Raw genomic sequence first — 14474 nt, 5'->3', positions numbered from 1 at the left:
CCGTATTTGGGGCAGGAGCAGCGAGTTAACCCTTTCATTTTGCCACACCTCGCAAGATTCGCTTATGAGGTGCTGCGTAGACTTATTGAGATATGTTGCGAACTCCGACGCCTGAGTTGGCCAGCAATTAGCCCGAACAAGGGAGAAAACCCGATGAAAAACCTGGTTTCACCGCGAACCAAGGGGCATCAGCCCCGTCTAGGTTGGTTGTGCCCGTCAATTGCCATGTTGGCAACCTAAACCGGGGTATTGGAAAGGAACGATTCCCATGTCGCGTCGCCACTTCAATCTGTTGTTAAGTTCACTCGAACTCTCTCTGCGCGCTGAATCTGAATTCCTTTCCTTTTCCAGCGAAGCCATAGCGACCTGACGCTCGAAGCCCACAGTAAGATCTGTAGCGGCCCGGCGTCATCAACGACCGGGCCTTTTTTGTGCCCGGAACGAAACGATCTGGACTGATAGCTTAGACGGTAAAGCGGCGGTTTGAAGAACCGTAGACGAGGATTCGAGCGCCTCTCGGTCCACTTGCTGCGCGTCGTTCGCGGCGTGATGGTATTCGCCAGGAAAATTGGCCCGTTCGACTTCGGGTGAGGTCATCGGTCTTTCAAGCCGAGCAGGTTGGGTTCGACTCCCACACGGGTCACTTCATTTCGGAAGCCATCCGGCTGGATGAGGAAACTGTCTTGAAAACAGGGGACGGCTAAACGTCGTTTGGGGGTTCGAGTCCCTCGGCTTCCGCTCAAAACATGGCTCGGTAGGCAACTGGCAGACCACCTTGACTCAGAATCAGGGATGCTGTGGGTTCGAATCCCACTCGAGCTACTCTCTTGCCCGTGTTGGCTCAGTGGCAATTGGTTGACCGCTCGAATTTAAACTTCGGGGTCGTTGCGGGTTCGAGTCCCGCCTGGGCCACTATTTTGAAACGCAACTTTCCTTTAACCATCATCGACATTCCCATGCAAAAGATTCCGAGCCTCTTCCAACGCGACTACGAAGGAAACCGTCAAGTCATCAACCAGGTGGTCGACGGCTGCCAGTGGGTTTTGCTGGGCGAAGGTATCGCCACGGAAAAGATCGATGGAACCTGCTGCATGATTCGCGAAGGGGAACTGTTTCGTCGGCACGACCGAAAGCAAGGTAAGCCTGCCCCCAGTGGTTGGATCGCAGCGGAACCTGCGCCTGACCCCGTAACCGGCCACTGGCCTGGATGGATGAAGGTTACCGACACGCCAGCCGATCGCTGGCACCGCGAGGCATTCGACGCCAATCGATCGCTGCCAGACGGAACCTACGAGTTGGTAGGTCCCAAGATCCAAGGCAATGCGTACCAGCTTACTCAGCACGAATTGCGTTCGCACGAGAGTGCCACGCAGTATCCGCTATTCCCGCGGTCGTTTGATGCCATTCGCGAGGCGCTGCAGGAAATGTCGATCGAAGGAATCGTCTGGCATCATCCCGATGGCCGCATGTGCAAGATCAAGCGAAGAGACTTTGGCCTTCCTTGGCCAGATTCCGATTGTTGAACTGAGAATAACGAGATTAGATCCGGCGAACATCATTTAAGCGTTCGTCGGATCTTTGATGGAAGGTAGCCAAATACGGTTTGTTGGGCCGGTTTGCTAAACCGTGCGACGCATGACGTCATGTGGGTTCGAATCCCATGCCTTCCGCTTCTACGAAGTCAGAGAAACTTCGCCATGGTAAGCCAATTGGCGAAATCGTCGCTTTCGTATCGAACGGACCGCCTGGATGATCGTCTACCTTCAATTTGAGGAACGGGTCAGCAAGCGTCAGAGGCATTTGCTCGGACATGTATCCGCTTCAAGGATGGGAGCACGACACATGTCACCTACCAGAATGCCTGCCGCGTGGCACATCTTGGTGCGGGGTAACGTCCGAACCGTTGTTCGCGGAGATCACTTCTCCATCGACATTGCTGGGGCCTTTTGATACGTCGATGGCGTGCCGAATCGCTGCACAATCTCTTCAAAGATTGCTCCCTTGGGTACGTCATCGGTATCCATCACGCGCGAGTAGAGGTCATCTGGCAAGACGCGTAGTGTTGTCATCAGGCCATGAACCGACTGAGGCCACGTCGCCCGCATTCCTTGGACCTCGCGTCGATTCCAGATTGCCTGCATAAATTCCTCGGACATCTTCATCCCTTGCATGCCTTGCGGGTAGCCAGGCGTGTCGAAACCTCGAGGATGCTTCATTTCGACGGCGGGACGCTGGTCCAGGTTCGTCAGGTAAGCGTCGACCGATTGCCCTGGTCGAATTCTTGGTCCCACCTGCTCGACCATGTGATTCATCATGTGATGAACCATGTGGCAGTGAAACATCCAGTCCCCTGGGTTGTTAGCGATGAACTCGAAGACGCTGGCCTGGGCCACCGCGATTAGCTCGGTATTCCTGGGGATCCAGGCCGATTTTGGAGTGCGTGCCCCTTCGCGTCCTGTTAACCAGAACGTGTGTCCATGCATATGGATTGGATGGTGCTGCATTGGCGAGAAGTCCATGATCCGCACACGGACACGTTCGCCATGCTTCACCACGAGCGGCGTTGTGTAGGGACCACTTCGTCCGTTGATCGTATGCCAGTTCCAATCCATCGCCCAAGAGTTGCTGATGGTTTGATTCGGTTCAATATGAAAGTTCTGGAAGATCAGTCCAAAGTCTCGATCGACCGGAGGATCGAATACCTTCTTGGGATGGACGATAAACCAGCCAACCATCCCAAATGCTTCCTGCATGGCCACGTGCGAATGGTAGAAGAAAGTTCCCTCTTCATGGATATCGAACTCATAGACATGGCTCTTGCCAGGCATGATCGGGTTCTGCGTCAGGGTCATCGAACCATCTTGCTGTACGGGGCACTCGAAGCCATGCCAATGTACCGTCGTCGGTTCTGGTAGCTCGTTGTGTACAACAACCCGTACGCGATCCCCCTGAACAACTTCGATTGTCGGGCCAGGGGTCGAACCGTTATAGCCCCAGACATCCATGACATAGCCAGGCAGGAATTCACGCCGAACGCTTTGCGCGACCAGTTCGAATTCTTTCACCCCGTCTTTCATCTTGTACGGCAACTTCTCCAGGTCGGGCGCCAAGAAAGGGACAGGCCCCTCCGCGGCACTCCGGAAACCAGGTACCAGCTTGCCCAAATAGAAGTCGCCGTCCGGGTCGTTCCCGCGACTCGGCTTGAAGCGCGAAAAGCCATCGTATTCATCGTGAACTTCAGTTCGCTTCGATTCCGAAGTTAACCGACCTGAATCGGCGCTGGTTGGCAACGGACCTGCCTGGGGAGCGGCTGCGGCATTGGGGTCCACACTCTCTTGAGCGACTAGTGCCTTACCGGCAGCCAGCGATGCGGCAGCTGCCATCCCCGTTTTCAGGAAGTGGCGACGTGGTGAGGATTCACGATCCATGGTCGGGTTCATCCTTTTACGAAGTGGCTTACCGTGGTTTGGGAGTAGCGTCGATGTGTCCGGTTGGCGTCGGGCTTGATGCCGCATTTAGTCCGCCATGCAGCAGGAAGCCATTCAGCATGATCTCGCTCGTCCGACGCTGGAGCAAATGGTCGATGTACTCGATCCGGCGCTGCGTGTAGTTTTCATAAGCCATCAACACAGCTGGCCATGCCACTCGGTCTTCTTTGTAACTTTGGAGTGAGTTCGCATAAGCTTGTTTAAGCTCGGGCAATACCAACTCTTCGTACGTCAGCACATGCTGGGCAGCACTCAGATAGGCTTCGTATTGCTGAGCCAGTCGCATTTTCAGATCCATCTCGGTGCGTCGGATCTCTTTTTGTTGACGAACGTAGTCGGCTTGTGCCTGGCGAATGGTACCCTGGTTTCGATCGAAGATCGGAAGCTCCATTCGAACGCTCATCGCTCCCGTGGTGTCTTGAGATTCAAAGTTCCGGCCGACACCGCCAGCGACGATAATGTCGGGAACCCACTCGACACTTTCTCGATTGAGCGTAATTTGGTCTTCTCGCAACTTGGAATGCGCCGCGAGGATCTCTGGACTTTGGCTCAAAATTCGTTCACTTGAAAGATCGAAGTCGATCAGATCACTCCCTGATTCCAGATTGCCTTCCAGGGGAAGCTGGGCCAACTCGACACCAACGAGAGAACCGAGTTGTAAGAACTCGCGACGGATCCTGTTCTCGGCCTGCAGTACCGCGAGTTGCTGCCGCCGCAGCTGGGCATTTGCACGATGTAGATCTACCTGGTTCGCTTGTCCAGCATTGAACATTTCGCGTGTGGTGGTGAGATGATCTTCTGACGTCTTGAGTAGCTCACGTTGTAGATCCAGAATCCTTTGAGCAGCAAGGGTCTTGAAGTAGTGCACGCGGACATCGTTGCAAACGCGATATTGCTGCGCGACGGCAAGGTGCTCGGCCACTTTGGCACGTTGCAGGTACTTGTCACGACTGATTTGCAGTTTATGGCCGGTCACGAATCGTTGCTCAATCTCGCCACCTTGCCACTCGCCTGCTGTTCCTTCGACCCCGATGTTTTCGGCCACGTAGGCCAACATCGGGTTCGGATAAAGTCCGGCTTGTTGGGCCTTGGCCAGTTGACCAGTGATTTGATACTGAGCCTGCAAAATGGTCGGATTGTTTCGAGAAGCAAGTTCGAGCAGACCTGCCAGGGAGTGCTGGCTAGGCGCAACGTCGGCATGCATATCCAGAGCATTCCACCGGACGCCTGGAGCTGCCGTAGCTAATCCGACGTCAGGCGGCGAGGTAAGAAGCTCTGCAATCTCTTTCCGTGCTTCCGGTTGATGGTTCTGCGCGTGGACGCATTCGAACTGCATCCCGTGGAAGGCGACAATACAAATCGCGACGGTTGCGAGTCTATACGGAGACATGGCCAGTATTACCGTTGGGCTTTGGATCCAAGAAAGCATTACGATTAATTTCGCCAGAAGGGGCCGCTCCCATCCAACTTGACTCGGCAACGGCAGGCTCGGCTAAGGGATGTCTGCGAAACTATTCGGCCTGCGCAAATGGGGAAGCGATGCCAAGCAGATAGCAGCATTGCTATCATCCAGTGATCGGTCATCCCGTGTCCTTCGCAACCCCAATCCAAAACTACGATGCGCGATCGCTCTTCTAGCGCAGCATTCGCTGCTTGAAATTGTTTGAGACAGATGAACCTCAATTCGAGACGATGTATGGATGGGCGTTTGCCGAGGGTCGTTCTATGATCGTCCAGAGATGGTTTGCCGGTCGAAGCGTTCTGCGTGTTTGACCTCAAGATTCACTTCTCGACGATCTCAGCATGGATGCGGAAATGAAAAAGATGACTCATCGTAAAATGCTATCGCACGTCACTCCGCAGGTTTCTCTGCTCGAATCGCGTCTCTGTTTGTCGAGCACTGGCTGGGATGGAATAGGCCAAGGGGAAGCTTCGCTGACCTATTACGTGGGTGAGGTGCCTACCGATTTCGGCCTGACTCAAACCGAAGTCGAAGCAGCGATTGCCGACGCGATGGCGACCTGGAGCGAAGTGATCAGCGTCACGTTCACGCAGATCTTCGAGTCCGGGCAACTCGATTCGATCGACATCTCGTTCGAGGACATCGATGGTTCTGGTGGGACGCTTGCTCAAGCCTATTTCCCAAACGATGTGAATCCTGCCAAGATCGCTGGCGACATCATGGTCGATATTTCTGAGAACTGGGAAGTGGGTAACAGCCTTGGTGCGGCTGCCTACGATCTGGTTTACGTGATGGTGCACGAGCTTGGCCATTCGGTCGGCCTGGAACATTCCGATTCGCCCGGCTCGGTTCTTTACCCTAGCGTCTCTGCGAATCAGGAGTTCACGGCCCTAACCGAAGAGGACGTCGACGGGGCCCTCGCGCTGTATGCTCCTGCCGAAGAAGATACCACGACCAGTGCTGATCCGACCGATGAAGTTCCGGATGACACTTCGACCGACACGGAAGAAGACGACCCGGCCGACGTCCCTGACGAAGACGAGCCGACCGACGACACTCCATCCGATGAAGATCCGACTGAGGATCCAACCGACCCAACGGATGACACGCCTTCCGATGATGACGATGACTCAGAGGATGTACCCAGCGACGATCAACCGGATGACGAGCCGAACGATAACGATGAGGACGACGAAGAAGATACCGAAGAACCTCCAGCCGCTGACTTGCCTCCTTCGCATCATCCGCGCGGCCATTGGTCACGTTCACCTTTCCAAGGCCCGCGTCATGGATTCCAGAGTGGTCATGGCCAACCTCGCGGAAGTTCGCAGCATGGATCAGGCGACGTTACTTCTCAACGCACCGAAGTCGCCGTGAACATGGGTTCGCGTCGAACTCATCGATAGCAGACTCGAGCGACATGTCGGCGTGCGGTCGTCGTTGTTCCGCACGCCTTCGATTCTTCAGCAGGGAACCTGCAGGACCATTGTGTCTGGCCTCTTTCGTGCGGATTCTTCCGCCTAAAATCGACCTGAATCGCCTCTCCCGACTGGAAACGCTGGTCGATTTCACGCAAATTAGTGGGTAGCGACCTCTCCCAGAAGAAGGCCGCGACACCGCCCCCCTGCACTGCTTCCCCCTTTCCGAGGACCCTTCGCAATGACGTATTGGCGAACGCTTCTTGTGGCTGCGCTTTTGGTAGTCGCTTCGAATTCTCTGGCCGTGGCGGCCGACGCTCCGAAACAGCCCAATATCTTGTTCGTGCTTTGCGATGACTTGCGACCTGACGCGGTCGGCTGCCTCGGCAGCGAGCATGTCAAAACGCCTAATATCGACCGCCTGGCGAAAGAAGGGGTGAAGTTCCAGAATTCGTTCTGCACCACTTCCCTTTGCTCGCCAAGCCGCGCATCGATTCTGACCGGGCTGTATGCGCATGCCCATGGGGTGACCAACAACTTCACCGAGTTCCCCACCGAGATGGCGACGTTCCCCAAGCGTTTGCAAGATGCCGGGTACGAGACAGCCTACATCGGCAAGTATCACATGGGTGAAGACAACGACGAACCACGTGCCGGTTTCGATTGGTTTGTCACTCACAAAGGACAGGGCAAGTACTTCGATACTTCGTTCAATATCAACGGTCAGGGATCCCGCGTGGTCCCTGGTTATTACACGCATGTCGTGACCGACATGGCGCTTGATTGGTTGCAGAAAGATCATGGTGGTAAGCCTTGGTGCATGATGATCGGGCAGAAAGCTCCGCACAGTTTCTACTTTCCTGAACCGAAATACGAACACGCCTTCGATGACGTGAAGGTCGAATATCCGAAAACCGCATTTCAGCTCGATGACAAGCCGAAATGGATCAAAGAGCGACTCTATACCTGGCATGGCATCTATGGGCCGCTATTCGATTGGCGGAAGGACTTTCCGGATGACAGCCCGGAAGGTGTCAAAGCGTTCGAGGACATGGTTCACGCTTACTGGGGTACGATCCTCAGTGTCGACGACAGCATGGGCAAGCTTTATGCCTGGCTCGAAAAGACCGGGCAGCTCGACAACACGATCATTGTCTTCATGGGCGATAATGGGCTGCTGGAAGGGGAAGACGGAATGGTCGACAAACGCACCGCCCACGAGATGAGCCTGCGTGTGCCGTTGATCGTGCGTTACCCGAAGCTGGGGCAAGGCAAAACGGTCGAACAGCAAGTGCTGACGGTTGATATAGCTCCGACTTTGATCGAACTGGCAGGTGCCAAACCGATTGAAAAGATCCATGGCGACTCGTGGGCCAAGCTGGCCAACGGCGAAAGCGACGACTGGCGAACCTCGTGGATTTACTACTACAACTACGAGAAGCAGTTCCCTTACACGCCAAATGTCCGCGCTTTGCGTACCGATCGGTACAAATATATTCGCTACCCGCACGGCGACGGCTCGCCCGATCGCCACATGGCGGAACTCTACGATTTGAAGGCCGATCCCGGCGAAACGATCAACCTGGTACAGAAGCCAGAGCATGCCGATCTGGTCGCGAAGCTTCGTGACGAGTTAGCAAAGGAAATGGCGAATGTTGGTCTCACACCGAACACCGACAAGATGCCAATCGATCAGGGGATCGGCAAAGAACTGCCGGACGAAAAGATTCGCTAGTCTTCATTGGATTGGCAACCGAAGTCTGGGCTGACTTCCTCTCAAGAGAAATTGAATGAAACGACTGATCCTGGCACTTGCGTTAACGATGCTCTCGGCCACCCACAGTATGGCCGAGCAATGGAAATCCTCGGATGGGGTCATCGTTTGCGAGATGCCAGATTCAGAACGTTTCGTCGAGGTTCAGCCAGATCCGCCGGCGAAAGTCTTCTGGCTTTCGCCGGATGAAACCTTGAAGCTGGGGATTATCGAGTCCCCTGCTCCGATCGAACGCAAGATCATCCAGTCGGCCTTGGAACAAGGTCTGGCCGAAGACCTGGGAGGGGAAATCCTGGACTCCACGGTCGTCGAAAAGAACGGCCATCAGGTTTTCCTGATTAGCGCCGCTGGGGGTGCCCTTGGCGACGACGCGATCCTTTCGCAAGCGATCGTCAAGGTGGGTGGCAAGTTCTATAAGCTGATGGTCTTTGGCATCGGCAAGGATCCTCGCCAAGATCCTGACGCCCAGGCCTTTCTCAATTCCCTCGAGATCATTCCCCCCTATGTCGAGCCGACCGGCTCGCCGGAAACCGTAATGCCTTCGCTCAATGAGCTTTCCGGGAAGATCGGGGCCTATAGCTTGATTGCGTTGGTAGTTGGCATAATCATTCTTTACAGCCGGAAGAAATCGAAGCCGAACACGGAAGAGCATAATCCGGTAGAATAACCGTACCGCCCAGCGGTAGGTCCAATCTGGCTGTGAACGCCCCACTGGGTTGCGCAAGGAGGTTTATCCAAACGTGGTCGATCCAATTCCCCTGACACCAACGACGAATACTGCGATGTTGAAACGCACCAAACTGGTTGCGACCATCGGTCCGAGCTGCTCTGGCGCCGGCCCACTCTCGCAATTGGTCCTCGTTGGAGCCGACTCGTTTGTGATCGATCTGGGACAAGAAAATCCCACGGTCTGGAGCGAGTGGCACGAGTCGGTTCGTGAAGTGGAAGGGATGATGCAGCTGCCAATCACGCTGTTGGCGTCGATTCCCGTTACTGGCGAAGAACCACCGGCGGAGCAGCCCATCAACAAAGATCAGTTGAACTGGATCGCAGCGAACGAGGTCGACTACGTCATGATCTCGGTACCGCTCGGAACGTTGAACATCAACCAGGCCCGCAAGGCACTTCACGAAGCCGGAAGTCACGCGGCAGTTCTCGCCCGCCTCGACGACGCGTCGAACTATCGTGACATCGACAGCATTATTCAAGCTGCCGATGGTGTCATTGTGACCTCTGCCGGCTTGTCCGATATGGAAACCTGGTCGAATCCGGTAATGCAAAAGATGGTTGCCCGGCAGTGTCAGATTGGCGCCAAGCCTTGCCTGGTCGGTCGCGGCGTTCTGGAAACAATGCGTCAAGCTGCGGAACCCACGGACAGCGAAGTGTTCGACATCGCGAACATTGTCTTCGACCACGCTGATGCGATTCTGCTGGGTGACGAGACTGCATCAGGCAACTTTCCTGCCGAGGCAGTCGAAGTAGCCTCGAAAACGGTGATCGCAACCGAAAGCCTGATGGAAATCACCGATCGACCCATCAAGGTTGGTTTCGGTCAGCCACCCAACACGGCAGCGTTGGCGTACTCGATACGTCACATCTTGAAGATGCAAGAGATCGCGGCCGTGGTGGTCTATTCACATTCCAGCATCACGGCACGTTTGATCGCCAAGAACTGGATCGATTGTCCGATCCTGGCACTTTCAGACGATCCCACCACCGTTCGTCAGATGAACGTCTATCATGGGGTGGTCGCCCGACAGATGAAGTCTCCGGGTTCAACTGCGGAGATGCTGTCGACCACGACATCGATCGCAAAACAGATTGACTTGGTTGAGCCTGGCGATCGAGTGATTGTCGTTTCCGAGTTGCCGATCCAATCGACCGACAACGCGAACGCTTTCGTGATTGAAACGATCCGTTAGCTGAACTCGCCGCGGATATACTGCCGCGTGTATTCCTGCTGAGGATCTTCAAACAGACGCTTCGTTTCGTTCTGCTCGACCAGGTAACCGGTTCGGCCACCCTGAGTCGTATCGACGTAAAGAAACGCCGTCTGATCGGCAACACGCTGAGCTTGTTGCATGTTGTGCGTGACGATGGCGATAGTGTACTTCTGCTTGAGCTCGGTCATCAGCTCTTCGATCTTACGCGTCGCGATCGGATCGAGAGCCGAACATGGCTCGTCCATCAACAGCACTTCAGGTTCGACAGCAATCGCGCGGGCAATGCACAAACGCTGTTGCTGACCACCCGACAGCGAGAGACCGCTCTGCTTGAGCTTGTCTTTCACTTCGTCCCATAGGGCGGCACCACGGAGGGCTCGTTCGACCACTTCGTCGTAGTCGCCACGGTACCCGTTGATCCGCAAACCGTAGGTAATATTTTTGTAAATGCTCATCGCGAATGGGTTGGGCTGCTGGAAGACCATCCCGATGTGGCGACGAACGGCGACCGGATCAATCTGAGGGGCGTAGATGTTCTGCCCACGGAAGTGGACATGCCCTTCGAAGCGGAAGCCACGGATCAGGTCGTTCATCCGGTTCAAGCAACGCAGCACGGTGCTTTTACCACAACCCGATGGACCAATGAACGCGGTTACCTGACCTTGCTTGATCGGGATTCGCGTATCGCGCACGGCTTTGAAGTTGCCGTAATAGAGCTCTTTGACATCGCAGTCGATTACGGTGTCAGCCGAATCTTCGTTCGCGATCATGTGCAGCTAGATTTCCTATGTAGGTTTGCTTAGCGCTGAGGCCCGTTCTTGGAGGAAAGTGACTTCCCGACCAGGTTCGTGACCAGAACGACCAACACTAACACCAACGAGGCCGACCAGGCCATTTCACGTTGGTTGTCAACGAAGGAAGAAGAGAAGTTGTAAATCAGAACCGCCATCGAAGCGGTGGGCTGATTCAACTGCCCTGGTTCTACGTCGTTCCACCTCGAGATCAGCCAAAAGTTGCTGAACAAGGCGGTAAACAGCAAGGGAGCCGTCTCACCGGCAGCGCGAGCTACTGCCAGCATAACCCCGGTTAGTATTCCGGGCAATGCGGTGGGTAATGTGACATACCACAATGTCTGGGTCTGGGTGGCGCCCATACCGATTGAAGCTTCTTTCATGCGGCTGGGGACCATTCGGATTGCTTCTTCTGCCGTCAGCATCACGACCGGTAGCATCAGGATCGACAATGCTACCCCCCCGGCATAAGCCGAAAACTTCCCCGTAAGCAGCACAACCGCACCATAGGCGAATACACCCGCCAGAATGGAGGGGAAACCGCTCAAAACCTTCGCGCAAAATCGCACTACGGAAGAGGTCCGACTGTTTTTGCCTAATTCCGAAAGGAACACGGCCGCCATGATGCCAAACGGGACGCTGATCAGCGCCGCGATCCCCACCATCAGGATCGTTCCCAGAAGGGCGTTGCCGAAGCCACCCCCATCTTCAAACGCGGTCGGTGGAAGCGTGTAGAAGTTCTCGAGCGTCAGCTTCGAGCCCCCCTTCACAAACAGCATGATGACCACCGAGAACAGAGGCACGAGGGCCATGAAGGTCATGATCGTGGCAACGGCACTGAGCATGATACTCAGCAGCGTTCGCGGCTTACGAAGCGAGCGTTCCAAGCGGCTAATATCCGTTTCGGTCAGCACAGGGCGTTCTGATTGAGGCGAAGCCATTAGCGCATCCCTTTCAGCCCGGCGGTGGCTCTTTGCAGGATCAATGCGCCGATGATGTTCACCACCAGGGTGATCGCCATCAGTACCATACCGGCGTACATCAGCACGCCGACTTTCATCTCGTCGCTTCCCGCTTCCTGGAAGTTATTGGCCAGCAAGGCAGCCAACGTATTCGCCGGAGAGAAGAGCGAGACGCTAATTGTATTCATATTGCCGACCAGCATCGCCAAGGCCATCGTTTCGCCCAAGGCGCGACCGAAGGCCAGCACGATACCGCCGAAGATACCGCCAGAAGCGGTTGGCAAAATCACCGAGAGAATCGTCTCCCAACGAGTCGCCCCAAGACCATACGACGCCTCACGCAGTTTCGGTGGCACCGCGACTAGTGCGTCGCGGCTGATGGCCGAGATGGTCGGCAGAATCATAATCGCCAACACGAACGCGGCTGGCAGCATGCCCGGACCTTGGAAACGCGTTCCAAACAGCGGGAACCACCCCATGTTGTCGTGCAGCCAAACGCACGAACTCCGCATCAGCGGAATCACGACGAAGATCCCCCACAGGCCATAGACCACGCTAGGAATTGCAGCGAGAAGCTCCACCAGATTCTTCAGGGCTGACTCTGCCATCGATGGCATTTTGCCCCAGAAGCGATGGAACTGAACACCGAAGAGCTTTAAGACTCGGAACACAAAGTTCCCGAGGTAGCCTTCGCTGAGAAAGACCGCGACAGCGATTCCAAAGACGGAACCGATCAACAAGGCCAGCAGCGAGCTGTAGAGCGTGCCCCAAATCTCGGGGAGGATGCCAAATTCGCCCGTGTTCGGATCCCATTCTTTTCCGGAGAGGAAGCCAGGTCCGTACTCCAGCACGGCCGGTTTCGCTTTCCAACTGATCTCGATGACGATATACGCCATCACTGCGATCGTCAGCCAGGCAAAGCTAAAGCAAAGCCCGCGGAACAACCGGTCGATGCCAATCTCCAATTTGGTTGGAGGGCGGGAGATCGGCGACTTGGTTTGGTGATCCATAAACTTGCAGCAACTGGGTATTAAAAATGGACCGGGCCTGGTAGCCATTAGCCACCAAGCCCGGAGCAAGTTGCTTATTTGGCCGAGATGTTATCCAGGGCCGCGGTCACCTTCGAGGTAACTTCTTCCGGCAATGGAATGTATCCCAGCGATTCACTTTGCTTCTGACCGTCGGTCAGGCAGTACTTGATCATGCTCTTGAAGACTTCCATCTTCTTGGCATCTGGATAGGTCTTGTAAGCGATGATCCAGGTGTAGGTCACGATCGGCCACGAGTTGTCCCCTTCTGGGTCTGGCAGAAACGCGATCAGGCTTTCTGGCATTTCAACACCAGCCAGAGCGGCCTGAGCCGTTTCGATGGTTGGCTTCACGAACTTGCCAGCCTTGTTCTCGAGGCTTGCCATCGTCAGGTCGGCCTTCTTGGCGTAACCATATTCGATGTAACCGAGCGAACCTGGCGTCTGCTTCAGCGAGGTGGTGACCCCTTCGTTACCCTTGCTCTTGGTGCCAACTGGCCAGTTCGGGGCCTTGTTGATACCAACGTCGCTCTTGAAAGCCTCGCTGATGGCACTCATGTGCTGCGTGAAGTTGAAGGTCGTACCGCTCGAGTCAGCACGAACCACCAGGTTGATTTCCTGGTCTGGCAGCGAAACCCCTTCGTTCGAGGCGGCGATCTTGGGATCGTTCCACTTGGTGATCTTACCAAGGAAGATGTCGGCGTAAGCTTCGCGGCTCAGCTTCAGTTCGTCGACCCCTTCCAGGTTGTATGCCAGAACGATGGCACCAGCGGTCATTGGCAGCAACTGCACGCCACGTTCGACCTTGGCCATTTCTTCTTCTTTCATCGCGGCATCGCTGGCACCGAAGTCGACAGTGCCGTCGATCACAGCACTCACACCCGAACCGCTACCAACCGATTGGTAATCGATCTGGCAGTTGTTGGCGTTGGAGTATTCTTTGAACCACGACATGTACAAAGGAGCTGGGAAGCTGGCCCCGGCGCCCTGCAGCTTAACCAGTTCGCCACCGCCTGCAGCCGGCTTCGATTCGCCGCTACCGCAGCCGACGGTTGCTACCAGCATGGCAGCCAGAGCGACATAGGAGCCCAGGATGGATGGAGTGTTTTGCATGCTTGATTGAGTCCCCACAAATGGTTGAACACAGGATGTTTTTCAAGTTCGCATCGGACAGGTACCAATCCTTGCAATTCACCCCTGAGAGAGGGGAATCTTAAGGCTCAGCTCCCCAGCATACGGCACTATATACGAAGGATTCTGGTCCTCAGAAAATCGCTCGCGAAACCGTAAAAATGCTGTTCTGCCACAAAATCTAAGGGGTACCTGGACCTATCACAACCCGCTGGGGCGAATGCACGCAGAATCTTAACATTCGTCTTAACATTTGGGCCAGGATGGGGCCTTCGTCTGCAGCGAATTGCCTTGTTATGGCTGGTTTCTGCGGCAATCCCCCGTAAATCTACTGGGGATGTATGTGAATAAAATTTTCACCTTCTTCACGGACGAGCCAGTGGTGAGGACCAGATCTTAACCCAAGCATGGAACGAGCCCCATAAGGGCTTGGCATTGAACTTGCACTTTTCAGTCAGCCGAAGCGATTTCCTCTGAA

The 14474-nt window shown here is 55.1% G+C and carries 11 protein-coding genes and 5 tRNA genes; 10 read left to right on the top strand and 6 right to left on the bottom strand.

Going from position 1 to position 14474, the window contains the following annotated elements; translation table 11 throughout:
* The first annotated feature begins 452 nt into the window (after nucleotides 1–452).
* From AB1L30_RS12385 to AB1L30_RS12360, 6 genes are all read left to right on the top strand, one after another.
* Nucleotides 453–524, top strand: a tRNA-Phe gene (locus AB1L30_RS12385).
* 46 nt (nucleotides 525–570) lie between these two features.
* A tRNA-Glu gene (locus AB1L30_RS12380) sits at nucleotides 571–643 on the top strand.
* 9 nt (nucleotides 644–652) lie between these two features.
* Nucleotides 653–738: transfer RNA gene (locus AB1L30_RS12375), tRNA-Ser, on the top strand.
* 10 nt (nucleotides 739–748) lie between these two features.
* A tRNA-Leu gene (locus AB1L30_RS12370) sits at nucleotides 749–822 on the top strand.
* 134 nt (nucleotides 823–956) lie between these two features.
* Nucleotides 957–1523 carry a DUF5565 family protein gene (locus AB1L30_RS12365; protein WP_367013732.1) on the top strand — a complete coding sequence of 189 codons (567 nt, stop codon included), beginning with the start codon at nucleotides 957–959 and terminating at the stop codon, nucleotides 1521–1523.
* A gap of 60 nt (nucleotides 1524–1583) precedes the next feature.
* Nucleotides 1584–1670, top strand: a tRNA-Ser gene (locus AB1L30_RS12360).
* A 246-nt stretch (nucleotides 1671–1916) separates the two neighbouring features.
* Here AB1L30_RS12360 and AB1L30_RS12355 read toward each other — a convergent pair.
* On the bottom strand, nucleotides 1917–3428 hold the full coding sequence (locus tag AB1L30_RS12355) for a copper oxidase (protein ID WP_367013731.1): 1512 nt from the start codon (nucleotides 3426–3428) through the stop codon (nucleotides 1917–1919).
* A 28-nt stretch (nucleotides 3429–3456) separates the two neighbouring features.
* Nucleotides 3457–4878: a TolC family protein gene (locus AB1L30_RS12350; protein WP_367013730.1), complete on the bottom strand. Its 1422-nt coding sequence runs from the start codon at nucleotides 4876–4878 to the stop codon at nucleotides 3457–3459.
* A gap of 434 nt (nucleotides 4879–5312) precedes the next feature.
* On the opposite strand from AB1L30_RS12350, the gene AB1L30_RS12345 reads away from it, so the two are divergent.
* From AB1L30_RS12345 to AB1L30_RS12330, 4 genes are all read left to right on the top strand, one after another.
* Complete coding sequence (locus AB1L30_RS12345) at nucleotides 5313–6356, top strand: M57 family metalloprotease (RefSeq protein ID WP_367013729.1); 1044 nt, start codon at nucleotides 5313–5315, stop codon at nucleotides 6354–6356.
* Nucleotides 6357–6609: 253 nt separating this feature from the next.
* Nucleotides 6610–8103 carry a sulfatase gene (locus AB1L30_RS12340; protein ID WP_367013728.1) on the top strand — a complete coding sequence of 498 codons (1494 nt, stop codon included), beginning with the start codon at nucleotides 6610–6612 and terminating at the stop codon, nucleotides 8101–8103.
* A 55-nt stretch (nucleotides 8104–8158) separates the two neighbouring features.
* Complete coding sequence (locus tag AB1L30_RS12335; protein WP_367013727.1) at nucleotides 8159–8809, top strand: hypothetical protein; 651 nt, start codon at nucleotides 8159–8161, stop codon at nucleotides 8807–8809.
* Nucleotides 8810–8924: 115 nt separating this feature from the next.
* Nucleotides 8925–10064, top strand: a complete 1140-nt coding sequence (locus AB1L30_RS12330; RefSeq protein WP_367013726.1) for a pyruvate kinase — start codon at nucleotides 8925–8927, stop codon at nucleotides 10062–10064.
* Here AB1L30_RS12330 and pstB read toward each other — a convergent pair.
* From pstB to pstS, 4 genes are all read right to left on the bottom strand, one after another.
* Nucleotides 10061–10855: a phosphate ABC transporter ATP-binding protein PstB gene (gene pstB, locus AB1L30_RS12325; RefSeq protein WP_367013725.1), complete on the bottom strand. Its 795-nt coding sequence runs from the start codon at nucleotides 10853–10855 to the stop codon at nucleotides 10061–10063. The genes AB1L30_RS12330 and pstB overlap by 4 nt on opposite strands.
* A gap of 29 nt (nucleotides 10856–10884) precedes the next feature.
* Nucleotides 10885–11817, bottom strand: coding sequence for a phosphate ABC transporter permease PstA (gene pstA, locus AB1L30_RS12320; protein WP_367013724.1), 933 nt, complete (start codon nucleotides 11815–11817; stop codon nucleotides 10885–10887).
* Nucleotides 11817–12848 (bottom strand): phosphate ABC transporter permease subunit PstC, encoded by a 1032-nt coding sequence (gene pstC, locus AB1L30_RS12315; protein WP_367013723.1) that lies wholly within the window; start codon nucleotides 12846–12848, stop codon nucleotides 11817–11819. Before pstC ends, pstA begins: the two co-directional genes overlap by 1 nt.
* Before the next feature lie 74 nt (nucleotides 12849–12922).
* On the bottom strand, nucleotides 12923–13978 hold the full coding sequence (gene pstS, locus AB1L30_RS12310; protein ID WP_367013722.1) for a phosphate ABC transporter substrate-binding protein PstS: 1056 nt from the start codon (nucleotides 13976–13978) through the stop codon (nucleotides 12923–12925).
* Nucleotides 13979–14474: the final 496 nt, after the last annotated feature.

Source organism: Bremerella sp. JC817 (assembly GCF_040718835.1).
In the GTDB taxonomy this organism is placed as follows: domain Bacteria; phylum Planctomycetota; class Planctomycetia; order Pirellulales; family Pirellulaceae; genus Bremerella.
The sequence above is the reverse complement of the archived record's forward strand: the minus strand, read 5'-3'. Positions and strand labels throughout refer to the sequence as shown.